This window comes from Streptomyces sp. EDA2-14 (assembly GCF_054963755.1).
The window spans coordinates 188,965-212,156 of record NZ_JBUEGE010000003.1; the positions used below are offsets into that span (position 1 = coordinate 188,965).

22 protein-coding genes are annotated in these 23,192 nt (G+C 71.0%); 3 read left to right on the top strand and 19 right to left on the bottom strand.

The window, feature by feature from the left end; all coding sequences use genetic code 11:
- Nucleotides 1-2: 2 nt before the first annotated feature.
- The 3 genes from ACY34M_RS10680 to ACY34M_RS10690 form a co-directional block, all read right to left on the bottom strand.
- Nucleotides 3-914 (bottom strand): glutamate ABC transporter substrate-binding protein, encoded by a 912-nt coding sequence (locus tag ACY34M_RS10680; RefSeq protein WP_462719369.1) that lies wholly within the window; start codon nt 912-914, stop codon nt 3-5.
- 20 nt (nt 915-934) lie between these two features.
- Complete coding sequence (locus ACY34M_RS10685; protein WP_462719370.1) at nt 935-1,678, bottom strand: amino acid ABC transporter ATP-binding protein; 744 nt, start codon at nt 1,676-1,678, stop codon at nt 935-937.
- 136 nt (nt 1,679-1,814) lie between these two features.
- Nucleotides 1,815-2,258: a DUF6278 family protein gene (locus tag ACY34M_RS10690; RefSeq protein WP_462719371.1), complete on the bottom strand. Its 444-nt coding sequence runs from the start codon at nt 2,256-2,258 to the stop codon at nt 1,815-1,817.
- Nucleotides 2,259-2,402: 144 nt separating this feature from the next.
- Between ACY34M_RS10690 and ACY34M_RS10695 the strand changes: the two genes are divergently transcribed.
- Nucleotides 2,403-4,220, top strand: coding sequence for an SGNH/GDSL hydrolase family protein (locus ACY34M_RS10695; RefSeq protein ID WP_462719372.1), 1,818 nt, complete (start codon nt 2,403-2,405; stop codon nt 4,218-4,220).
- Here ACY34M_RS10695 and ACY34M_RS10700 read toward each other — a convergent pair.
- The 7 genes from ACY34M_RS10700 to ACY34M_RS10730 form a co-directional block, all read right to left on the bottom strand.
- Nucleotides 4,210-4,881, bottom strand: a complete 672-nt coding sequence (locus ACY34M_RS10700) for a class I SAM-dependent methyltransferase (protein ID WP_462719373.1) — start codon at nt 4,879-4,881, stop codon at nt 4,210-4,212. The genes ACY34M_RS10695 and ACY34M_RS10700 overlap by 11 nt on opposite strands.
- A gap of 52 nt (nt 4,882-4,933) precedes the next feature.
- Entirely contained in the window at nt 4,934-5,803 is an 870-nt protein-coding gene (locus tag ACY34M_RS10705) for a 3-hydroxybutyryl-CoA dehydrogenase (protein ID WP_462719374.1), read from the bottom strand.
- Nucleotides 5,800-7,287, bottom strand: a complete 1,488-nt coding sequence (locus ACY34M_RS10710; protein WP_462719375.1) for a purine-cytosine permease family protein — start codon at nt 7,285-7,287, stop codon at nt 5,800-5,802. Before ACY34M_RS10710 ends, ACY34M_RS10705 begins: the two co-directional genes overlap by 4 nt.
- Before the next feature lie 73 nt (nt 7,288-7,360).
- The gene (locus tag ACY34M_RS10715; protein WP_462719376.1) at nt 7,361-8,122 is read right to left on the bottom strand and encodes an enoyl-CoA hydratase/isomerase family protein; all 762 of its coding nucleotides are present in this window, start codon (nt 8,120-8,122) and stop codon (nt 7,361-7,363) included.
- Nucleotides 8,123-8,196: 74 nt separating this feature from the next.
- On the bottom strand, nt 8,197-9,381 hold the full coding sequence (locus ACY34M_RS10720; RefSeq protein WP_462719377.1) for an acyl-CoA dehydrogenase family protein: 1,185 nt from the start codon (nt 9,379-9,381) through the stop codon (nt 8,197-8,199).
- Between the two features lie 51 nt (nt 9,382-9,432).
- Nucleotides 9,433-11,532: an acetate--CoA ligase family protein gene (locus ACY34M_RS10725; RefSeq protein WP_462719378.1), complete on the bottom strand. Its 2,100-nt coding sequence runs from the start codon at nt 11,530-11,532 to the stop codon at nt 9,433-9,435.
- Between the two features lie 292 nt (nt 11,533-11,824).
- Nucleotides 11,825-12,664 (bottom strand): SDR family oxidoreductase, encoded by an 840-nt coding sequence (locus tag ACY34M_RS10730; protein WP_462719379.1) that lies wholly within the window; start codon nt 12,662-12,664, stop codon nt 11,825-11,827.
- Nucleotides 12,665-12,847: 183 nt separating this feature from the next.
- Here ACY34M_RS10730 and ACY34M_RS10735 point away from each other — a divergent pair, with 183 nt between their 5' ends.
- Nucleotides 12,848-13,498 (top strand): TetR/AcrR family transcriptional regulator, encoded by a 651-nt coding sequence (locus ACY34M_RS10735; protein WP_462719380.1) that lies wholly within the window; start codon nt 12,848-12,850, stop codon nt 13,496-13,498.
- Between the two features lie 27 nt (nt 13,499-13,525).
- Here ACY34M_RS10735 and ACY34M_RS10740 read toward each other — a convergent pair whose 3' ends face one another.
- Nucleotides 13,526-14,305, bottom strand: coding sequence for an exodeoxyribonuclease III (locus tag ACY34M_RS10740; RefSeq protein WP_462719381.1), 780 nt, complete (start codon nt 14,303-14,305; stop codon nt 13,526-13,528).
- Nucleotides 14,306-14,402: 97 nt separating this feature from the next.
- Between ACY34M_RS10740 and ACY34M_RS10745 the strand changes: the two genes are divergently transcribed.
- Nucleotides 14,403-14,978: an isochorismatase family protein gene (locus tag ACY34M_RS10745; protein WP_462719382.1), complete on the top strand. Its 576-nt coding sequence runs from the start codon at nt 14,403-14,405 to the stop codon at nt 14,976-14,978.
- Between the two features lie 3 nt (nt 14,979-14,981).
- Here ACY34M_RS10745 and ACY34M_RS10750 read toward each other — a convergent pair whose 3' ends face one another.
- From ACY34M_RS10750 to ACY34M_RS10785, 8 genes are all read right to left on the bottom strand, one after another.
- The gene (locus tag ACY34M_RS10750) at nt 14,982-15,617 is read right to left on the bottom strand and encodes an MBL fold metallo-hydrolase (protein WP_462719383.1); all 636 of its coding nucleotides are present in this window, start codon (nt 15,615-15,617) and stop codon (nt 14,982-14,984) included.
- Nucleotides 15,618-15,663: 46 nt separating this feature from the next.
- Entirely contained in the window at nt 15,664-16,962 is a 1,299-nt protein-coding gene (gene pcaDC / locus ACY34M_RS10755; RefSeq protein WP_462719384.1) for a bifunctional 3-oxoadipate enol-lactonase/4-carboxymuconolactone decarboxylase PcaDC, read from the bottom strand.
- Nucleotides 16,963-17,109: 147 nt separating this feature from the next.
- A complete protein-coding gene (locus ACY34M_RS10760; RefSeq protein WP_462719385.1) occupies nt 17,110-17,691 on the bottom strand; it encodes a sugar kinase in 582 nt (193 codons plus the stop codon).
- A gap of 51 nt (nt 17,692-17,742) precedes the next feature.
- Nucleotides 17,743-18,906, bottom strand: coding sequence for an ROK family glucokinase (locus ACY34M_RS10765; RefSeq protein WP_462719386.1), 1,164 nt, complete (start codon nt 18,904-18,906; stop codon nt 17,743-17,745).
- 152 nt (nt 18,907-19,058) lie between these two features.
- Nucleotides 19,059-19,910: an ATP-binding cassette domain-containing protein gene (locus ACY34M_RS10770; protein WP_462719387.1), complete on the bottom strand. Its 852-nt coding sequence runs from the start codon at nt 19,908-19,910 to the stop codon at nt 19,059-19,061.
- Nucleotides 19,907-20,953: an ABC transporter permease gene (locus ACY34M_RS10775; RefSeq protein WP_462719388.1), complete on the bottom strand. Its 1,047-nt coding sequence runs from the start codon at nt 20,951-20,953 to the stop codon at nt 19,907-19,909. The genes ACY34M_RS10770 and ACY34M_RS10775 overlap by 4 nt, the downstream gene beginning before the upstream one ends.
- A complete protein-coding gene (locus ACY34M_RS10780; protein WP_462719389.1) occupies nt 20,950-21,954 on the bottom strand; it encodes a sugar ABC transporter substrate-binding protein in 1,005 nt (334 codons plus the stop codon). Before ACY34M_RS10780 ends, ACY34M_RS10775 begins: the two co-directional genes overlap by 4 nt.
- A 137-nt stretch (nt 21,955-22,091) precedes the next feature.
- On the bottom strand, nt 22,092-23,093 hold the full coding sequence (locus ACY34M_RS10785) for a sugar ABC transporter substrate-binding protein (RefSeq protein ID WP_462719390.1): 1,002 nt from the start codon (nt 23,091-23,093) through the stop codon (nt 22,092-22,094).
- Between the last annotated feature and the right edge of the window lie 99 nt (nt 23,094-23,192).

Here is a 23,192-nt window from a genome sequence, read left to right on the forward strand (position 1 = left end):
CCTCAGTTCGCCGGGTAGCGGTCGATGGCGGGCGGTTTCGGGGCGGGCACTCCGGAGAGGCCGAGCGTCGCGTCGTACGCCCTCTTCCAGTCGCCGTTCTTCTGCCGGGCTTCCAGCGCGTCGTTGATGGCGAACCGGAGCGCGTTGTCGGACTTGGGCACCCCGATGCCGTACGGCTCCTCGGAGAACGGCTCGCCGACCAGCTTCAGCTCGTCGGGCGCCTTGGCCGCGTAGCCGAGCAGGATCGCGTCGTCCGTGGTGACCGCGTCGACCTGGTAGGTCAGCAGGTTGTCGACGCAGATCGAGTACGTGTCGTAGGAGACGAGCTCGGCCTTCGGGTAGTCGGCCTTGATCCGCTGGTAGGGCGTGGATCCGGCGGCCGAGCAGACGCGCTTGCCCGCGAGGTCCTTCGGGCCGTTGATGTCGTCCTCGTCGGTGCGTACGAGCAGCGACTGCCCCGCCATGTAGTACGGGCCCGCGAAGCCGACGAGCTTCTTGCGCATGTCGTTGATGGTGTACGTGCCGACGTAAGTGTCGATCTGGCCGTTCTGCAGGGCCGTCTCGCGGTTCGCCGACGCGATCGTCTTGAAGCGGATCCGCTTCGGGTCGAGACCGAGGGAGGCCGAGACCATCTTGGCGATCTCGATGTCGAAGCCCGAGTACGTGCCGTCGGCCGGGTTCTTCTCGCCGAGGTAGGGCTGGTCCTCCTTGGCGCCCACGACGAAGTAGCCGCGCCGCTCCGCCTTCTTCCACGTCGGGGAGTCGGGCAGCGAAAAGCCCCGGGCGATCTTGTACTGCGGGAGCTCGGCGGCCGAGGGGCCCTTGACGGGCGGACTGCCCTCCTTGCCGCAGGCGGTGGCGGCGAGGGCCGTCACCACCAGGGCGGCGAGCAGCCGTAGCGACTTGGCGATCATGTGGTGGTGCGCTCCCCCGGTCAGTGCTTCAGGATCTTGGAGAGGAAGTCCCGGGCGCGCTCGCTCTCCGGGTGGTTGAAGAACTCCTCGGGGTTGCGGTCCTCGACGATCCTGCCGTCCGCCATGAACACGACGCGGTCGGCCGCCGTGCGGGCGAAGCCCATCTCGTGGGTGACCACGACCATCGTCATTCCGTCGCGCGCGAGCTGCTGCATGACCTCGAGGACCTCGTTGATCATCTCCGGGTCGAGGGCCGAGGTCGGCTCGTCGAAGAGGAGTGCCTTGGGGTCCATGGCGAGGGCGCGGGCGATGGCCACGCGCTGCTGCTGTCCGCCGGAGAGCTGGGCGGGGAACTTGTCGGCGTGCGCGGCGAGCCCGACCCGATCCAGGAGTTCCCGGGAGCGCTTCTCGGCCTCGTCCTTCTTGCGCTTTCTGACCTTCAGCTGGGCCAGCGCGACGTTCTGGAGCACCGTCTTGTGGGCGAAGAGGTTGAACGACTGGAAGACCATGCCCACTTCGGCGCGAAGTTGCGCGAGCGCCTTCCCCTCCTCGGGGAGCGGCTGTCCGTCGAGCCGGATCGTTCCCGACTCGATGGTCTCCAGACGGTTGATCGTCCGGCAGAGCGTCGATTTGCCCGACCCCGAAGGGCCGATGACCACCACCACCTCCCCCTTGCCGACGGTGAGGTCGATGTCCTGGAGGACATGCAGCTCCCCGTAGTACTTGTTCACGTCACGCAGCTCGATCAACGGATCGACGGCCATCGGCAGTCCCTGCCCACTTTCAGCTGTGCATCAGTCCGCGCAAACTATCCACGCTTACATGGGACTTAACAGACGACACGCACTTATGGGCATTAACCGTATTTGAGGCTCAACTACGTGGCACCTTCACGGCGGCCTAGGACTCGGCCGCCTCCGCGTAGAACTGGGAGAGTTCCGGGGCCCCGCTCGCCGCCCACGCGTGCCCCGCCTCCACGACGTCGATCTCCCGGCCGGACTCGAGCCGGACCACCGGCTGGCCGTTGTCCCAGATCACCCAGGCGGCCCCCGGCACGTGCCGCACCATGACCGAACCGAGGTAGAGGCCCGCGTCGTTGCCCAGCCAGTGCAGCGTGTCCTCGTCGTCGCGCCAGCGCGGCGTGAGTTGATCAAGGGCCTCCAACGACCGCACCGACTCGTCGAGTTCGACCCCCGCGTCGTCGGCCTGGGAGCGCAACAGCTCGCATTCGGAGAGGAGTTCGACGAGACCGCTCTCGTCACCGTCGTCAGCGGTCGGGAACACGGCGACACCGTGGGCCGGACCGTGCTTCTTGCGCCAATGAGCCGCGAAAGGGATCTTCATATCGCCCAGATTGGCATCCCCGCACCTGACCGCACCACAGGCGCGCGGAGGCTGCTACGTGCGGTGTTCAGGAACCGGACACCGGCCTTTCTCCCCCGTTTACCCCGCGACACATTGACGGGTCATCACCCCATCCTTAACTTCATGGCGCAACCATCACGGTGCACTCACAAGCGGAGGGAGCCGGTCTTGCGCCGACGCATTTGGGGAGCCGCGTTCATACTGGCCGCCTGCGCGGGGATCTCCCCCGTCACCGCGGCCCACGCCGCCCCCGCCAGACCCGGGCCGCTCCCCTTGGAGCGGCTCTTCGACAACCGGGCCGTCAGCGACGACACGACGCCCGGCGAAGCGGACTTCGACGGCGTGGGCGGCTCGCTGTCCGCGCAGGACCTCGCCGCGGCCGGCTGGACGCCCGGCCGCGCCATGGAGGTCGACCGGGCCCGGCTCACCTGGCCGAAAACGGCGGGGGCCGGGCCCGACAACGTCCGGGCCGACGGCCAGTCCGTGCGGCTGACCGGACGCGGGGACGCCCTCGCCTTCCTCGTCGCCGGGACCGGCGGCGACGCGAGCGGTTCCGGCACCGTCCGGTACGCGGACGGCTCCCGGTCGACGTACCGGCTGACCGCGCCCGACTGGCGCACCGGGCCGCTCGCCACGAAGTCGGTGGCGCTGCCGCACCGGAACACGCCGGACGGGCAGGTCACCGAGAAGACCCGGCTCTACACGGTGACCGTGCCGGTGCACAAGAACCGGCAGATCAAGTCCGTGGAGCTGCCGCGGACGAACGGCGGACCGGCGCTGCACGTCTTCGACCTGTCCGTGCGCGCGGCGACGTCCGGCTGGACCGGCACGTGGTCGGCCTCGCCCGCCGGGTACACGGCGGTGGGGCCGTGGGCCGACCGCACCATCCGGCTCGTGGTGCACACGAGCACCGGCGGGCCGAAGATCCGCATCCGCCTGGAGAACACCTTCGCCGCGACCCCGGTGCGCATCGGGTCCGCGTCGGTGGCCGTGCAGGGGACGGGGGCCGCGGCGCGCGGGAAGCCGGTGCCGCTGACCTTCCGGGGTGCGTCGGGCACGCAACTCCCGGCCGGTGGGCAGGCGTTCAGCGATCCGGTCGACTTCGACGTGCCGGAGAACTCCAACCTGCTCGTGAGCTTCCATCTGCCGGAGCCGGTCACCGCGGCGCCCGTGCACAGCCAGGCCATCCAGCGCAGTTACGTCAGCACCGCGGGCGATCACGCCACGGAGGCGGACGGCTCCTCCTACACCTCGGCTATCTCGTACTGGCCGCTGCTCACGGGCGTCGACGTCGGGGGCGGCCCCGGCTCCGTCGTGCTGCTCGGCGACTCCATCACGGACGGCGTGAAATCGACGCTGGACGCGAACCACCGCTGGCCCAACGTGCTCGCCACGCGACTCCTCGCGCAGTCGAAGGTGCCGCACTACGGAGTGCTCAACGAGGGCATCTCCGCGAACCGGGTCGTCGCCGACCGCTACGCCGGCGACGGGATCTCCACCGACACGGGCGGCGTCAGCGCGCTGCACCGGCTCGACCGCGATGTGTTCGCCCAGACCTCGGCGAAGACGGTCGTCGTCTTCCAGGGCGTCAACGACGTGCGCTGGGGCGCGAGCGCCGCGCAGGTCGAGGCGGGCCTGCGGGAGATCGTGGCGCGGGCGCACGCGCGCGGCCTGAAGGTGATCGGGGCGACCATCACGCCGTGCGAGGGCGAGGCGCTGTGCACGGCGGCGGCCGATGTGCAGCGGGAGGCGGTCAACGCCTTCGTGCGCAGCCCCGATTCGGGCTTCGACGGCTTCCTCGACTTCGACGCCGTCGTACGGGATCCGGCGCATCCGGCGCGGATGCTCCCCGCGTACGACAGCGGGGACCATCTGCACCCCGGCGATCCGGGTCTGAAGGCGCTGGCCGACTCGATCGACCTGGACGTGCTCAGGCCGTAGCGTCCACCGGCTTGCGGGCGATCAGGACGGCCTGCCGTCCCTGGGTCGCCCGCTCGTAGTCCTCGGGCTCGCGGACCAGCTCGGCCTCCACAGGGAGACCGGCCTGCTCCACGAGCCCGACGACGTGCTCCGGGTCCAGCCAGTAGACGTCCAGCGAGAGGTCGTGGCCGTAGGCGTGGTCCAGGTGCCGCAGCAGGTCGCCCACCTTGAAGCCGAGCAGCAGGTAGCCGCCGGGGGCGAGGACGCGGTGGAACTCGGCGAACACCGTGGGCAGCAGCTCCGGCGGCGTGTGCACCGTCGAGTACCAGGCGACGGCGCCGCCGAGGGAGCCGTCGGCCAGGTCGAGTCCGGTCATCGTGCCCTCCTCGAACCGCAGTCCGGGGTGGGCGCGACGGGCCTCGGCGACCGTCTTCGGCGAGAGGTCGATGCCGAACGCGTCCAGGCCGAGAGAGGCCAGATGGGCCGTCACGTGGCCGGGCCCGCAGCCGAGGTCGGCCACGGGCCCGGCGCCCGCGCGCTTCACACGCTCGGCAAAGGCGCCGAACATCGCGTGCGCGTACAGGTCCTGCGGGAAGAGCGGGGGCACGATCTCGGCGTAGGCGCCGGCCGCGGTGTCGTAGGCCAGTTGGGTCGAGGTCAGGTACGTCGTCAGATCCGTCACGGGCGTCGACGCTAGCCCCCGCCACTGACAACCGGGCCCCGTCCGGCCGGGGTCAGCCCGACGCCCGGTAGCGGTGGAAGCCGCGGCCCGACTTCCGTCCGGTCAGGCCCGCCTCGACCATCCGCAGCAGCAGCGGGGGCGGGGCGTACAGCGGTTCCTTGTACTCCGCGTACAGGGAGTCGGCGATCGACACGACCGTGTCCAGGCCGATGAGGTCCGCGAGGGCGAGCGGCCCCATCGGGTGCGCGCAGCCGTGCACCATCCCGTCGTCGATGTCGGCGGCGGAGGCGACGCCGGTCTCCAGCATCCGCACCGCCGACAGCAGATACGGCACCAGCAGGGCGTTCACCACGAACCCCGCCCGGTCCGTGGCCCTGACGACGCGCTTGCCGAGCACGCCCTCGGCGAAGGCGCGGGCCCGCTCCACCGTGGCGGCGTCGGTCAGCAGGGACGGCACCACCTCCACGAGCGGCAGCACCGGCACGGGGTTGAAGAAGTGGATGCCGACGACACGGGCGGCCCGCGACGTGGCGGTGCCCAGCTGCATGATCGGGATCGACGACGTGTTCGAGGCGAGGACGGCGTCCGCCCGCTCCACCACCTTGTCGAGCGCGGCGAACACCTCGGTCTTGGCCTCGGCGCGCTCGGCGACCGCCTCCACGACGAGGTCCCGGTCGGCGAACTCGCCCAGGTCCGTGGTGAGCCGGATCCGCGACAGCGCGCCGTCGGCCTCCTCCTGCGTCAGCTTGCCGCGCTCCGCGGCGCGCCGCAGCGACGCCTCGATGCGGTGGTACCCGGCGCGGGCCGCGTCCCGGCCGGCCTCGGCGACCAGCACGTCGAGTCCGGCCCGCGCGCAGACCTCGGCGATGCCGGAGCCCATCAGGCCCGCTCCGACGACTCCGACGCGTTCGATGTCGCTCACGTGTGGCTCCCTGCGGCGGGCTCGGACTCGGCTTCGAGCCCCGCGTCGGCCGCCTCCACCGCGGCGCGCTCCGCCTCGGTGTCGAGCGAGCGGCACAGGGCGAGGTACAGCACGGACGTCACCGCGAGACCGACCAGCATCGTCACGTCGGCGCCCCGCACCCAGTGGGCGAGCGGCCCGCGGACGTCGCCGATGACGGCGAAGGGCAGCATGGCGACGAACCCGACGGCGTACGCGGTCAGGCCCCGCCAGTTCCAGCGGCCGTACATGCCCTGCGGGTTGAATATCTCGCGGATCGAGTAGCGGCCGCGCCGCACGACGTAGAAGTCGACGAGGTTGACGGCGGTCCACGGCGTGAACAGCATCCCGAGCACGATCAGGAAGTGCCCGAAGGTGGTGAGGAAGTCGTCGCTCGCCCCGAACGCGAGGCCGGTGGAGACCACCCCGAGCACAAGGAGTGTCGCGATCCTGGAGCGCAGGGTCAGCGGGATGCGCTTGATGGAGTCGATGGAGGACAGCAGCGTGAGGCTGCCGCCGTAGAAGTTGAGCGTGCCGATGCTGATCAGCGGCGCCACGGAGACCAGCAGCAGCGCCACCCCGAAGCCGGGGAAGACCTGGTCGCCCGCCTCGATGATGGAGCGCACCAGGTCGAGCTTGGGGAACAGGCCCGCGGCGACGGCGCCCACGAGCATCATCCACGCCCCGCCGACGCCCGCGCCGAGGTACGTCCACCAGAACGAGGAGCGCACGCCGACGCTCGGCGGCAGGTAGCGGGAGTAGTCGGACACGTAGATCGACCACGACAGCTGGTAGACGGCGGCGTGGAAGAGCTGGATGAGGAACGGGGCGAGCGCGAAGGTGCCGAGGTCCACCTGCTCGGCGGAGAACGGCGAGACGAACAGGATGCCCACCGAGAAGACGATCAGCGCGGCCATCATCAGATACGTTAGCCAGCGCGAGGCCTTGTGGATGAAGTCGTAGCCGACGATCGCGAGGACGATGGCGATCGCCGCGTACGCGATGTAGCTGACCCCGGCGGGCGTGCCCGTCAGGTACTTCATGGTGGATCCGACGAGGATCTGGTTGAACGCCGTGTACCCGATGTACGTCACCAGGGCCACGACCCACACGAGCAGCGCCCCCACGAAGCCGAACTGCGGCCGGGACTGCACCATCTGGGGCAGTCCGAGCTGCGGCCCCTGCGTGGAGTGGAACGCCATGAAGAACGTGCCGAGCGCGTTGCCGAGGACGATGGCGATGGCGGTCCAGATCAGGTTGCCGCCGAGGGCGACGCCGATGGCGCCGGTGGCGACGGTGGCCAGATGGGCGTCGCCAGCGAACCAGACCGGGAAGAGGTGCCAGACCTTTCCACGGCGCTCGGCGAGCGGCACGTAGTCGATGGACCGGGTCTCGACCACGGGCCGCCGGCCCGCGGGCTCCGGTGGCTGCGGGACCTGGCCCGCTTCCGACGTCGTGACTGCCATGGGTGTGGCCTCCTGGGATGTGTGATGCGGTGCGGACGTGCGAATCCCCCCTGTCGTGCGGACGGGCGGCGGGTCAGCCGGTGCGGTTGAGGGCCGCGTAGGCGAGGTGTTCGAGCAGCAGTGCGGTCTCCTTGGAGGATTCGGCGGCGGCGTCGACGACCTGCTTGGCGTACGTGAGGGTGAGCGGGTCGTGGACGGTGAGTTCGGCGGCGAGGGCGAGCGCGCGGGCGCGCACGTCGTGCGGGTCCTCGGCGATCTCGGTGAGCAGCCCCCAGTCCAGGGCCTCGTCGGCGCCGCAGCGGCGGCCGCGCAGCACGAGGTCGCGGGTGCGGGCGGGGCCGACCTCGCGCACCAGGCGGGCCACTCCCCCGGAGCCCGGCAGGATGCCGAGGCGGACCTCGGGCAGCATGAACACGGCGCTGGGGTCGGCGATCCGGAAGTCGGCGGCGAGGGCGAGTTCGAGCCCGCCGCCCACGCAGTAGCCGCTGATCGCGGCGACGGTGGGCTGGGGCAGCGCGGCGAACTCCTCGTAGACGCCGCCGGATCCGCGGTAGTAGGCGGCGATCGCCTTCGGGGTCATCTCGCGCAGTTCGCCGGTGTCGGCGCCGGCCGAGAAGGCGCGCTCGGTGCCGGTGACGACGACGGCGCGGCTGCCGGTGACCTCCGGGGAGCGGACGGCGTCGAGGAGTGCGGCCTCCATGTGCGTGGAGAGCGCGTTGAGCTTGCGGGGGCGGTCGAGGGTGACGACGGCGATGTCGTGGGCCTCGCCGTGCAGGGCGACCGTCACGGTGCCGGCGTCGGTGGCGGGCTCGTCGACTGCGGGTGCGGTGGTCATACGGGGCCTCTCCGGGCGATCGGGGGCGGGGGCCGCCGCGGTGCGGTGCGGCGGCCCCCGGTGGCGGTGGACCGTCAGCTCTGCGCGGGCGCCTCGGTGGTGAAGGCCAGCAGGTCGTCGAGGCCGCGCTTGCTCACCTCGTTGGCGATGACCAGACGCTGGATCTCGGAGGTGCCCTCCCAGATGCGGTCGACGCGCAGCTCGCGCCAGAGCCGCTCGACGGCGTTGTCCCGCATGTAGCCGCGGCCGCCGAAGATCTGCAGGCAGCGGTCGACGATCCGGTTGGAGGCCTCGGACGCGGCGAGCTTGGCGGTGGCCGCCTTGGCGTGCAGCGTCTTGCGGTCGCCGCCCTGGTCGAACTCCCAGGCCACCTGGTGGGTGAAGGCGCGGTTGGTGGCGATCTCGGTGACCGAGTCCGCGATGTAGGCCTGGATCATCTGCCGGTTGATCAGCAGGTCGCCGCCCTGCTCGCGCTCCTTGGCCCAGTCGACGGCCAGGCGCAGGGCGCGCTCGGCGGCGCCGATGGTGCGGGCGCCGATCATCAGACGCTCCTCGGTGAACCAGTCGCGCGTCAGGTCGTAGCCCGCGCCGATGGCGCCGAGGACGGCGTCCTGGCCGACGCGCACGTTCTCGAAGAGGAACTCGGGGTGCTCGTAGACGAAGGTGTGGGTGTAGCGCGGGGTGCGCTTCACGGAGATGCCGGGGGTGTCCTTGTCGACGACGAACATCGTGGGCTCGTTGTCGGGCAGCACGTAGGCGAGGACGATCAGGAAGTCGGCGGTGTCGCCGACGGTCACGAACCACTTCTCGCCGTTGATGACGTAGCCGTCGCCGTCGCGGGTGGCCGTGGTGGTGATCCGGGACGGGTCGGATCCCGCGTGCTCCTCGGTGATGGCGACGGCGTCGCGGCGCTCGCCGTTGATGTCGGGGATCAGGTAGCGCTCGCGCTGCTCGGGGGTGCAGGCGCGCAGGCAGTTGGCGGGGCGCCACACCGCGTCCCACAGGGCGTTGGTGAGCTTGCCCAGCTCGTCCTGGACGACGACCTGCTCCAGGATGCTCAGTCCGGCGCCGCCCCACTCGGTGGGCATGTTGATCGCCTGGAGGCCGTGCTCCAGGACCGCCTCGCGGATCACGGAGTGCGCCTCGGGCGACAGACCGTTGTCTGCCTCGCAGTCCTCCTCGAACTGCATGATCTTGCCGGTGAGGCTCGCGGCGCGCTGCTTGAGGTCGGCGAGGCGGGGGGTGAGGGTGAACTCCACGGTGTTCCTCCAGAGTTGGTGACGCGGGGGGGGGCGGTACGGCGGGGTGGGTCAGGCGAGGACGATCCGGGCGTCGAGGCCCAGGGAGCCGTGCGGTGTCGCGAGCAGCGGGTTGACCTCCAGTTCGGCGATCTCGGGGTGGGCGGCGGCGGCCTCGGTGATGGCGGCCACGGTGCGGGCGAGCGCGTCCAGGTCGACGGCGGGGCGGCCGCGGACCCCGTGCAGCAGGGCCTTGGCGCGCAGTTCGCCGAGAAGGTCGCGGGCGGCGTCGGGGGTGAGCGGGGCGAGGCCGAAGGCGACGTCGCGCAGCACCTCGGTGGTGATGCCGCCGAGCCCGACCATGGCGACGGGGCCGAACCGCGGGTCCTGCCGTACGCCGACGATGAGTTCGTGGCCCGCACTCAGGTCGGCCATCGCCTCGACGCAGTAGCCGGGCGGGGCGAGCCGCGCGTCCATGTCGCCGACGGCGGCGTGCACCTCGTCCGGGGTCTTGAGGCCGAGCGCGACGCCGCCCGAGTCGGACTTGTGCAGCAGGCCGAGCGCCTTGACGACGACGGTGCCGCCGATCTCCAGGGCCGCGTCGACCGCCTCGTCGGGCGAGCTCGCGAGCCGGGCGTCGGGGAAGGCGACGCCCGCGGCGCGGATGAGTTCCCGGGCGGTCCAGTAGCCCTCGTCGGCGGCGGGCGCGGCCGGGGCGGGCAGCGGCGCTATCACCGGCGTGGTGGGGGCGTGCCGGGCGAGCATGCCGAGGCTGCGGGCGGCCTCCTCGACGGCGCGGAACACCGGGACGCCGAGCCGCTGCAACTCCAGTGCGGCGGGGCTCTGGTGGTACATGGTGTGCACGGCGACCGGCTTGGCGCGGTCGCGGACCAGGGCGCCCATGGCGGTGGCCGTCTCGATCTCGGCGGCGGCGAGTTCGGGTCCGTACTCGCCGTAGCCGCCGAAGTAGCCGGTGACGAGGACCGATTCGACCTCCGGTGCGTCGAGCAGCACGCGCAGGCTGCGCTCGAAGGACGTGATGTCCTGCTCGCCGGCGCCCGCGAGGTCGACGGGGTTGCCGACGCCCGCCGACGGGGTCAGCTCCGCGCGCAGCCGGGCCGCGAGGTCCGGCCCGAACTCCTCGACGGACAGCCGGTGCGCCTCGGCGATGTCGCTGGCGACGGACCCGTGGCCACCACCATCGGCGAGGACGGCGGTGCGCTTGGCGGGCGCGGCACCGAACAGATGCAGCGCTTCCAACAGCCCCGCCATCTCGCGGGGGCTGCTCACCCGGTCGATGCCGCCCGCCCGGCAGGCCGCGTCGATCACCGAACTGTCGCTGGCAAGGGCCCCGGTGTGGGACTGCGCGCCGCGTACGGACGCGGCGGACGCGCCGACGGTGAGCAGCACGACCGGCTTGCCGAGGGCGGAGGCCTCGGCCGCGGCGGCCACGAAGTCCCGGCCGTCGCCGAAGTCCTCGCTGTAGACGGCGATCAGCTCGGTCTCGGGGTGCGCGGTGTAGGCGCGGATCAGGTCGGCGACGGTGAGGTCGGCCTGGTTGCCGAGGGAGGCGAACCGGGAGAAGCCCAAGCCGCGTTCGGTGAGGATGTGGCTGAGTTCGAGCGCCATGTTGCCGCTCTGCGAGATCAGCCCGACCGGCCCCGGCGGCAACGGATTCGACGACAAGTACAACTCGCTGCTGCTGTCCAACACGCCCAGACAGTTGGGCCCGAGCAGCACGGCTCCGGCCGCGCGCACCCGCTCGGCGAGCCGCGCCTGCACCTCCCGGCCCTCGGCGCCGGTCTCGGCGAACCCGGCGGTGATCGCGACGATGGCGCGGGCGCCCGCCGCGAGCGCGTCGTCGACGGCCGCCTCGAACCCGGCCGCGGGTACGGCGATGACGGCGAGGTCGGCCTGCTGGGGCAGGGCGGCCATGGACGGGTACGTGGCCTCGCCGAGCACCGGCCCACCGCGCCGGTTGACGAGGAAGACGGGCCGGCGCTCCCGCATGCGCAGCGCCTGGACGCTGATCCAGTTGCCCCACTTGGAGGCGTCGTTGCTGGCACCGACGATCGCGACGGCATTGGGCGAGAACAGCGGATCGAGGTCGCGCTGGACGGTGGGGGCTGCGGGGTGCACGGGGGACGCGGGACTGACAGCGTCAATGGTCATGCGAAGGCCTCCGGGTGAGCGGGTGCGGTTACCGGTACGGGCATTTCAAGCCCCTGCGGCGATCGAGCAGCGGGGCCCGAGCCGATGCGGACAAATCAAGCCCCGCCGACCATCGAGCAGCAGGGCCCGAGCCGATGCGGACAAATCAAGCCCCGCCAGCGATCGAGCAGCAGGGCCCGGGCCGATGCGGGCATTTCAAGCCCCGCCGGCGATTGAGGCGCGGGGTCCGGGGCAGAGCCCCGAGGCGTAGGACCGGTGCGGGCCCAGATGTGCGGCGAGGCGAAACCCGCTCTCAGGCCACCGGAACGGCCTGCGCAGCGACCGGCACCGGGTGGCCCGCCCCCCACGCATCGGCCCCGCCATCCACGACGACGGTCGTCCCCGTGACGTACGCCCCACCCGGCGAGGCCAGGAAGGACAGCACACCGGCCACGTCCTCAGGCGTACCGAGCCTGCCCAACGGCACGGATGACGCCCACAGTTCGCGATCCGCATCCGTGTAGTTCTCGTCGAGCCCCGACGTGGTGATCGTGCCGGGCGCCACGCACACCGACCGGATCCCGTGCCGGCTCCACTCCAGGCTCAGCCCCGCGGCGAGGTTCTCCACGGCGGCCCGCGCGGCGCTGGCGTGCGCGAAGCCGGGGATGCCGCGGCGCGGCGAGAAGGCGATGAAGAACACCGCGCCGCCGCCCTGCGGGATCATCGCCCGCCGCGCCACCTCGCGGGTCACCGACCAGGTCGCGTCGACGGCGAGGCGGTGCACGGCCCGCCAGCCGTTCGGGGTGATGTCCTCGGCGGGGGCGGAGAACTGGCCGCCCGCGTTGTTGACCAGGATGTCGATCCGCCCGAAGGCGTCCAGGGCCCGGTCGACCACGGCGGTGACCTGGTCCGGCTCCCTGATGTCGGCGGTCACCGCGAGGGCGCTCCCGCCGAACCCCTCGATCTCCCGGACGACGTCCGCCAGCGGTTCGGGCCGCCGTCCGCAGACGAGGACCCTGGCTCCGGCCGCCGCCAGGGCCAGCGCGGTCGCCCGGCCGATGCCGGTGCCGCCTCCGGTCACCAGGGCGGTCCGGCCTGCGTGGACGTCCGGCCTGAGCACTCCGGACAAGGGCAGGGGGGAATGGCTGCGCACAGAGCCTCCTCGATCTGCGGGCTGCGTTGAGCTTCTAACTGATGCGTCAGTCAGCCAGCTCAACGGCTCACCGTCAAGGGCTCGAAAGGATTAATTTTCCTTGTTGCATAAGGAGTTGGAGGTGGGCCATCATGCGGCCCTAGACTTGACTCGTCAGTCAGACGGAGGTGGATGGAGCAGCCCATGACGACGCGGCCCACGACGATGCGGAGCAGCGACCGACCGACGGACGACGCGAGAGCGAGGAAGGATCCCGAGGACGACCGGCCGCGGCTGATCCTCGAGGCGACGTGGCAGCTCATGGCGGAGCGCGGCTTCCACGCGGTGCGGATCGCCGACATCGCGCGGGCCTGCGGCACGAGCACGGGCACCGTGCACTACCACTTCCCGGGCAAGGACGACGTCCTCGCGGAGGCGCTGAAGTACTGCGTGACCCGGGCGTTCGAGCGGCAGAGCGTCGAGCTGCGCGCCATCGACGACGCGCACGAGCGGCTGCTGAAGCTGATCGACATGCAGCTGCCGCGCGTGGGCCGGATCCGGGACGAGTGGGCGATCTGGCTGCAGTACTGGGCCGAGGCGGCGATCCGCCCGCAGCTGCGCCCGGCGCACAACGAGTACTACGCCCGCTGGCAGGAGACGGTCCGCCGGACCGTGCGGCGCGGGCAGCGCCAGGGCGTCTTCCGCGCGGACGCGGAGGCGGACCTGGTGGCGCTGCGACTGACCGCGCTGACGGACGGCGCGGCGATCCAGGTGCTCACGGGGGTGCCGGGGATGACCGTGAGCACGATGCGCGACCTTCTGGTGGACGCGGTGGCGCGGGACCTGCTGCCCTAGGGGCTACGGGGTCCCGCGCCCGGAGACTCAGACGTCGAGGTCCACCACGACCGGCGCGTGGTCCGAGGCGCCCTTGCCCTTGCGCTCCTCGCGGTCCACGTACGCGTCGGAGACGGACTTCGCGAACGGCTCGTTGCCGTAGACGAGGTCGATGCGCATGCCCTTGTTCTTCGGGAAGCCGAGCGCGCGGTAGTCCCAGTACGTGAAGGGGTGGTCGTACTTGAGGGGGCGCGGCACGACGTCCGACAGGCCCGTCTCGCGCAGTGCCGTGAGCGCCGCACGCTCGGCCGGGGTCACATGCGTCGCACCCTCGAAGAGGGAGATGTCCCAGACGTCGTCGTCGGTCGGCGCCACGTTGTAGTCGCCCATCACCGCGAAGGGGCGCGAGCCCGCCGCGTCACCCGCGACCGCCGCCTTCAGGGCCTCGAACCACTGGAGCTTGTACGCGTAGTGCGCGTGGTCGACCTCCCGGCCGTTCGGCACGTACACGGACCAGACGCGGACCGGGCCGCAGGTGGCGGAGACCGCGCGGGGCTCCTCCGCGCCGTCGTAGCCGGGGTCGCCGGGCAGACCCTTGACCACGTCCTCCAGGCCCACACGGGAGAGCAGCGCCACCCCGTTCCACCTGCCGTTCGCGTTCACCGCCGACTCGTAGCCCAGCTCCCGCAGCTCGTCCGCGGGGAACTGCTCCGCCGAGCACTTGGTCTCCTGGATGCACAGCACGTCCGTGCCGCTGCTCTCCAGCCAGGCAAGGAGGCGCGGCAGCCGCGCGGTGATCGAGTTCACGTTCCAGGTAGCAATGCGCATGTCCCACAACCTACCGGGCGGCACCGACAGCGGCGCCGCACCCACGATCGACAGGCAAACTTGCAAGTTTTTCTGTCAGAAAGTTAGCCTGCCGAACATGACCATCAACTCCCCCCTCGACGAGCGCCCCGCCCTCGTCCTCATCGACCTCCAGAACGGCATCCTCGGCCTGCCGACCGTGCACCCCTCCGCCGACGTCCTCAAGAACGGCGTCAAGCTCGCCGAGGCGTTCCGCGCCAAGGGCCTGCCGGTCGTGCGCGTGAAGGTCGCCTGGTCGCAGGACGGCGGCGACCTCCCGACGGGCCGCGCCGAAGCGGGCGCCATGACGCAGGCGCCGCCGCCCGCGTTCTCCGAGTTCCCCGACGAGCTGGGCCCGCTCGGCGACGACATCGTGATCACCAAGCGGCACTGGGGCGCCTTCACCGGCACCGAGCTGGACCTCCAGCTGCGCCGCCGCGGCGTCACGCAGATCGTGCTGTGCGGCATCTCGACGTCCATCGGCGTCGAGTCGTCCGCCCGCTCCGCGTGGGAGCTGAGCTACAACCTGGTGCTCGTCGACGACGCGACGACCGACACGGACGCCGCGTCCCACGAGCACAGCTTCGGCAAGATCTTCCCGCGCATCGCGGAGATCGGCTCCACCGACGAGGTCGTCGGACTCCTCACGAAGTAGCCGTCAGACCTGCGCCGAGTCCCCGGGGGTGAGGCGCAGGTGCTCCGTGCCGCCGAGCGAGCCGATCTGGTTGTCGTAGATCGGCCGGGCGAGGTCCGTGAGCAGCGCGTCGTGGATGTCGTAGGCGCGGCGCGGCTTGACCTCGCGTACGTAGTCGATCACTTCGGCGATCTTGTTCCAGGGCGCCATGACGGGGAGCATCAGCGTCTCGACCGGGCGGTCGGGGACGGTGAGGGCGTCGCCGGGGTGGAAGACCGTGCCGCCGTCGACGAGATAGCCGACGTTCGTGATGCGCGGGATGTCCGGGTGGATCACGGCGTGCAGCTCGCCGTGGACCTGGACGTCGAACCCGGCGGCCGTGAACGTGTCGCCGTGGCCCACCGTGTGGACGCGGCCGGGGAACGCCGCGGAGAGCCGCTCCGCGACCGACTTCAACGTCCAGATCTGTGCGCCGGGATTGGCCTCCAGCCCGGCGCGCAGTCGTTCCTCGTTGAAGTGGTCGGGGTGCTCGTGCGTCACGAGGATCGCGTCGGCGCCGACGGCCGCGTCCTCCTCGGAGAAGCCGCCCGGGTCGATGACGAGCGTCTGCCCGTCCTTCTGCAGCCGGACGCAGGCGTGGGTCTTCTTCGTCAGCTTCATACGTCCCATCCTGCTCCCGCTCCCGCTCGCTTTCACGCCCCGCGCCTCACTCCTGGGGTGTGGTCTCCTCGCGGATCACCTGCTGGGCCACCTTGAACGCCGAGTTCGCGGCCGGCACGCCGCAGTAGACGGCGGTCTGCAGCAGGATCTCCTTGATCTCGGCGGCCGTGAGGCCGTTGCGCAGCGCCGCGCGGGTGTGGAACGCCAGCTCTTCGAGGTGGCCGCCCGCGATCAGGGTCGCGAGCGTCACCGAGGAGCGCGTACGGCGGTCGAGCCCCGGGCGGGACCACACCTCGCCCCACGCGTAGCGGGTGAGGAACTCCTGGAAGTCGCCTGAGAAGTCGTCGGCCGTGGCCAGGGCCCGGTCCACGTGGGCGTCGCCGAGGACCTCGCGGCGCGTCTTGAGGCCCGTGTCGTGCGGGTCGGGCCGGGTCGCCGCCTCCGGCTGCTGCGCGGCCGCTATCTCCGCGCGCGGCGGGGCCGACGGGGGCGGAGGCGCGATGACCGGCTTGACCGGCGCGGCCTGGATGGCGGTCTGCCCGGTCTTCTCGTGAGCGGCGGGCCAGGCCGAGGTGAAGTGCCGTACGAGCAGGTCGGTGACGGCGGCCGGCTGTTCGACCGGGGCCAGGTGGGAGGCGCCCGGCACCACCGCGAGCCGGGCGTCCGGTATGCCGGCGACCAGGGTGCGGGCCTCGGCGGGGCCCGTGACCTGGTCCTCCGAGCCGACGAGGACGAGCGTCGGCACACCGATGTCGCCGAGCTCCTCGCGCACGTCGAAGGCGGCGAGCGCCTCGCACGAGGCGATGTAGCAGCCGGGGTCCGTCGTGCGGACCATCTGCACGGCCCAGTCCGTGATCGCGGGCTGCGCGGACGCGAAGCCCGGCGTGAACCAGCGCTCGGGGGACGTACGGGCGATGGGGTCCAGGCCGTTGCTGCGCACGATGACGCCGCGCTGGCGGAACTCGTCGGCCGTGCCGAACCGCGGCGAGGCGGCGATCAGCGCGAGCGACGCGACGCGCTCCGGGTGCCGCAGCGCCAGCTCCATGCCGACCGCGCCGCCCAGCGAGCAGCCCGCGTAGCCGAAGCGCTGGATGCCCAGCTCGTCGAGCGTGGCGAGCAGCCGGTCCGCGAGCTCCTCGGCGGAACCCGCCGGGTGGGCGGGGGAACCGCCGTGGCCGGGCAGGTCGAAGCGGAACACCCGCCAGTGCTTGGCCAGCTCGGGCACCTGCCGGTCCCACATGTGCCACGTCGTGCCGAGCGAAGGGCCGAGGATGAGCACCGGAGCGGAGTCGTCGTCACGGCCGTCGAATCGGTACTGCAGGCGCGGGGTCTTCGTGTCACTCACACCGCCACGCTAGCCAGTCCGCCTGAGCGATGTGGTGGCGGGTCCCCGAAGTGGACGTCACGTGTTCACTCCGGGTTCTCCGTGTGGGCCGGGCGTGGCGGCGGCGTGAAGGGCGGACCTTACGGGTGCCGGGTGCAGGGGCGCCGGTCAGGGGTGCGTCGCCGACACCACGTAGACCATGGGGTGGTCGGGGTTGGAGCGGTTCACCACCACGGTCTGGGTCGGCGACGGGTCGTCCTGGGTGTGGGTGAGGCCGTACCAGGGGCCGGGGCCCGTGAAGTCCCAGCCCGCGATCTTCCGGTCGCGGGCGCTGATCGCGAAGTCGTCCGTCGCCAGATCGCCGACCGAGTAGCCGGCGTCGACGTCCTCCAGGAACTGGTCGAGCCCGCTGTTGCTGGTGAGGAACTGCGCGTACAGGCGGCTCACCTTGTAGTTGTTCGTCTCGTAGTACGCGACGTTGCGCGAGTGCGGCGGGATCGGGATCTGGTAGAGGCGGCGCTGCACCTTGGACGGCCAGCCGACGGTGAGGCCGGTCGCCGAGTACTTCGCCTCCTTGTCCTTGCCGCTGTCCCGGCTCTGGTTCGCGGAGATCACCAGGTAGCCCGCGGGGATGCCGATGAGCAGCACGATGATCAGGAGCGTGAGGGTGCGGCGGCGGATCACATGGCCGCGGTCCTCCGCCGTTCGCGGCTCTTCCTCCGCGGGCGGGGGCTGTCGGGGCACGGTCATGGCTGGCTTTCCTGTCACTGTCTCGGGCGTCGGCTGGGGCGCTGGCACCGGCTACGCCTGGTCCGCGCCGTCCAGGGACGAGCCTGTCGTACCGCGCGTGCGGGCGTAGCGCTCGTACCGCTCGTGGCGCTCCACGCGGCGGCGCTTGGCGCGGCGGAAGCGGCGGGCGACGAGGCGGGCCAGGTCCGCGGCGCCGACCATGCCGGCCTCGGGGCCGAGCTGGGCGCGGGCGATACGGGCCTCGGGGCGGTAGCCGCGGCCGGTGAGCTGCCGCTTGAACGCGTCCCGTGCGGGGGCGATCAGCAGGTCGTCGGCGGCGCTCACTCCCCCGCCGATGACGAAGCACGACGGGTCGAGGGCGGCCGCGAGGTTCGCTATGCCGACACCCAGCCACTGGCCGATGTCCTGCAGCAGTTCGACGCACATGGCGTCGCCCTCGCGGGCCAGCTCGGTGATGAGCGGTCCGGTGATGTCGGGGATGCTCCCCTGGACCCGCTCGATGATGTTGTACGCGACCGGGGAGTCGGCCGCCGCCAGCTCGCGGGCCTCGCGCACCAGGGCGTTGCCGGAGCTGTACTGCTCCCAGCAGCCGCGGTTGCCGCACGGGCAGCGGTGCCCTCCGGGGACGACCTGCATGTGGCCGAACTCGCCGGCCACGCCGAACTTGCCGCGCTTGACCTGGCCGTCCTCCAGGATCGCGCCGCCGATCCCGGTGCCGAGCGTGATCATCACCAGGTGGTCCTCGCCGCGCCCTGCACCGAAGCGCCACTCCGCCCAGGCGGCGGTGTTGGCGTCGTTGTCGACGAGCACGGGGACCGCGAGGCGGCCCGCGAGGCGGTCTCTGAGGGGTTCGTTGCGCCAGGACAGGTGGGGCGCGAACAGGACGCGGTTGCGGTCCGCGTCCACCCAGCCGGCCGCGCCGATGCCCACCGCGTGCACGTCGTGCCGGTCGGAGAGGTCGAGCACCAGCTCCGTGATCGTGTCCTCGACCACCTTGGGGCTCTTGGACTTGTCCGGGGTCTCCGTGCGGAGCGTCTCCAGGATCGTGCCGTCCGCGTCGACCACGCCGGCCATCACCTTCGTGCCGCCGATGTCGATGCCGACGGTGGGGACACGCGGGGCCGTCGTGTGCGAGCGGCGCTCGCGGGTGCCGACCGTCCTCAGGACGGTGGCCCGTGCGCTGCCACGGTGGGCGAGGTCGCGGTAGGTGCTCATTGCGGCGATTCTGCCTCACGAGACGGCTCCGCCGCATACCGGGTTTTTACGCCGCGCCGGGGCGGGCGGAGAGCCCCTGTTCCGGCCGCCCGTGGTGAGCGTGCGCAGTTCCCCGCGCCCCTTTGGGGGCGCGGGGAACGTAACGCAGGCCGCTACTTCTCAGCGCCGTCGGGCGTATGGCCGCCCAGATGTGTGGGGACCGGCGCGCGCTCCAGTTCGTGGCGGAGGTCGTCCAGTTCCGTGCCGCCCGCCATCTGCCGGGTCAGCTCGTCGAGCGTGATCTCGTCCCGCGCGTGGCTGCCGAACATCGCACCGCGCTTGAGCAGCACGAACCGGTCGCCCACAAGGTACGCGTGGTGCGGGTTGTGGGTGATCAGGACCACGCTGAGACCCGCGTCACGAGCCGCCGCGACGTACTTGAGGACGACGCCGGACTGCTTGACGCCGAGCGCGGCCGTCGGCTCGTCGAGGACGAGGACCTTCGCGCCGAAGTAGACGGCGCGGGCGATGGCGACGCACTGGCGCTCACCGCCGGACAGCGTGCCGATCGGCTGGTCGACGTCGCGCAGGTCGATGCCCATGCGGGCCAGTTCCTCGTGCGTCGTGCGCCGCATGAACTCGACGTCCAGGCGCTTGAAAGGACCCGCGCCCTTCGTGGGCTCGGAGCCGAGGAAGAAGTTGCGCCACACCGGCATCAGCGGGACCACGGCGAGGTCCTGGTAGACCGTGGCGATGCCCCGGTTCAGGGCGTCGCGCGGGTTGGCCAGGCGCGCCTCCTCGCCCTCGATCGCGAACCGGCCGCCGTCGTGCTGGTGCAGACCCGCGATGATCTTGATGAGGGTCGACTTGCCCGCGCCGTTGTCGCCGAGGACGCAGGAGATCTCCCCCGCGTTCACGACGAGCGAGACGTCGTCGAGGGCGCGGATGTTGCCGTAGTACTTGCTGACGCCGTCCAGCTCCACCAGCGGCGTCCGCGCGGCCGTCGTCGTGTCCGTCGTCGTCATTTGCTCGCCTCCGCGCGCTTGCGGACCCATTCGTTGAGCAGGACCGCGAGGAGCAGCATCGCCCCCAGGAAGAACTTGAACCAGTCCGAGTTCCACTCGGCGAACACGATGCCCTTGCTGGTCATGCCGAAGATCAGCGCGCCGATGGCCGCACCGACCGCCGAACCGTAGCCGCCGGTGATCAGGCAGCCGCCGATGACGGCCGCGACGATGTAGATCAGCTCGTTGCCGACACCCTCGCCGGACTGCACGACGTCGTAGCTGAAGAGGAGGTGCTGGCCGGAGATCCAGCCGCCGAAGGCGACGCCCATGTAGAGGCCGATCTTCGTCTTGTTGACCGGGACGCCGACCGCGCGGGCCGCGCCCAGGTCGCCGCCGACCGCGAAGATCCAGTTGCCGACGCGGGTACGGAGCAGGATCCAGGTCGCCACCAGGACGAGGGCGAGCCACCAGACGATCGTGATCTTGAAGTCGACGCCGCCGATGCTGAACGTCGAGGCGAAGACCGACTTGGCCGAGTCGAAGCCCTCCATGTCGGCGATCGACTTCGTGGAGACGGTGCCGCTGATCAGCTTCGTGAAGCCCAGGTTCATGCCCGTCAGCATCAGGAACGTGCCGAGCGTGATGATGAAGCTGGGGAGTCTGGTGCGGGTCAGCATGACGCCGTTGAAGACGCCGATGGCGAGGGTGACGAGGAGCGAGACCCCGACGCCCACCCAGGCGTTCGCCGTCATCTGGTAGCTGAACATCGACGAGATCAGCGCCGAGGACGTGACCAGGACACCCGCCGACAGGTCGAACTCGCCGCCGATCATCAGCAGCGCCACCGGCACGGCCATGATGCCGAGGGTCGAGGACGCGTACAGGACGGTCGCGAGGCTGGTCGCCCGCAGGAAGCTGTCCGCGAAGATCACGAAGAAGACGAAGACGGCGACGGCGCCGATGACCGAGCCCAGCTCGGGGCGGCCGAGCAGCTTCTTCCAGGGCGAGGTCCTGACGAGCCGTTCGTCGACCTTTTCCGGGGTGGTCGTCGCGCTGCTCATCGGGTCCCCCGCTTCGCGTACTCCTGGAGCTTGGCGGCCTGGTCCTTGGTGACGATCTCGGGGCCGGTCAGGACGGGCTGTCCACCGCCGAGCACGTTGGCGTTGTACCGGTAGAGCCAGAGCAGGTCCACGGCCTCGTAGCCCTGGAGGTACGGCTGCTGGTCGACGGCGAAGCCGAGGTCGCCGTCCTTGAGCCCCTGGGCGACCTTGTCGTTGAGGTCGAAGGTGTCGATCTCCGCCTTGCTGCCCGCGTCCTCCTTGGCCTTCACGGCGGTGGCGGCGAACGGCGCGCCCAGCGTGACGACCGAGTCGATGGACTTGTCGGACTGCAGCTTGGCCTCCACGGAGGACTGCACGTCGGGCATGTTGGTGCCCTCCACGTACAGGTTCGTCATCTTGCCGTCGAAGGTCTTCTTGGCGCCCGCGCAGCGCTGCTCGTGGCCGACATTGCCCTGCTCGTGCAGGATGCACAGGGCCTTCTTCTTGCCGCGCTTGTTGAGTTCCCTGCCGACGGCCTCGCCGGCGATGGTCTCGTCCTGGCCGATGTGGCTGATCGCGCCGTACTTCTTGTAGATCTCGGAGCCCGAGTTCACCGTGATGACCGGGATGCCGGCCTTCTCGGCGCGTGCCAGGGCGGACTTCATCGCGTCCGGCTTGGCGAGCGTGACGACGATCCCGTCGACCTTCTTGTCGATCGCGGCGTCGACGAGCTGCGCCTGCTGGTTCGCCTCCTCGTTGTGCGAGTAGAGGAAGTTGATGTTGTCCTTGGTGGCCGCCTGCTTGGCACCGTTCTGCACGATGTCCCAGAAGGTGTCGCCATCGCCCGAATGGGTGATCATCGCGAAGGTCCAGCGAGGTGTGTCCACCGCCGCCCTGCCCTGTGCGGCCTGCGACTTCCTGGCGTCCTCCGCCCGCTTGCCGCCGGTGCTGCTGCATCCGGCGAGCGAGAGGCCCAGGGCTCCCGCGATCGCGATGCTCACCCAGGTCCGAAACCGTGCCACGAGGCCGTGCCCTTCTTGGTCTGCTGCGTCATCGACCGGGATCGGCGGACCGATCACGGTGGACCGTACACCGGTCCTAGAGGACCCCATTCCGGTCCCAAACGCACAAGTATGGGTCACGGGGATCATGCATCCATTCACCGGGTACCGCGCGCGGTGTACTTCTCCAGCCGCGGCACGTCCTTCTCGGTGACGATCGCCGGGCCCGTGAAGACCGGCCTTCCGCCGCCGAGCACGTTCGCGTTCGTCTGGTGGAGCCACAGTTCGTCCACCGCCAGATAGCCCTGGAGGTAGGGCTGCTGATCGACGGCGAACGTGACCTCCTTCGCCTTCAGCCTGCGTACGACCTCGGCGTTCAGGTCGAACGTGGCGATCGCCGCCTTGCTGCCCGCGTCGTCCTTGGCCTTCACGACGAGCGCCGCGATGGGGGCGCCGAGCGCGACGACCGCGTCGATCTTCTTGTCCGCCTGGAGCTTCGCCTCGATGGAGGACTGGGCGGAGGGGGCGTTCGTGCCCTCCACGTTCAGGTTCTCGACCTTGCCCTTGAAGGTCTCGCGGACGCCGTCGCAGCGCTCCTCCAGGGAGACGTTGCCCTGCTCGTGGATGACGCACAGGACGTCCTTGCGGCTCTCCTCGGTGAGCTCGGTGCCGACGGCCTCGCCCGCCACGGCCTCCTCCTGGCCGATGTGACTGAGCGCACCGAACTTCCGCGAGAACTCCGAGCCCGAGTTGATCGAGACGAACGGGATGCCCGCGGCCTTCGCCTTCGCGAGCACGGGCTGCATGGCCTGCGGTTTCGCGAGCGTGACGACGATCCCGTCGACCTTCTTGTCGATCGCGGCCTGCACCAGCTCGGCCTGCCCCTTGGCCTCCTTGTCGTTGGAGTAGAGGAACTGCACGTTGTCCTTGTCGGCGGCCTGCTGGGCACCCTTGCGGACGATGTCCCAGAAGGTGTCTCCCTCGCCGGAGTGCGAGATCAGCGCGATCTTCATGCGGGGCGTGTTGACGGCCTTGCCGCCGCCTCGCCCGCCGTCGGACGTCTCCTCGGACTCCTTGCCGCCCGAGTCGCTGCATCCGGCGGCGAGCGCGATCACTGCGACCAGTGCCGCGGCCGTGCGGGCTGTGCGCGTCGTGAGCATGGTGGAGCCACCTCTCCTCGGGCCGCCCGGTGCGGCTGGAGGTGTTTGTAGCGGGGTCCCCGTCGCAGCGTCAATGAGAATGTCAGAACATTCGGACCG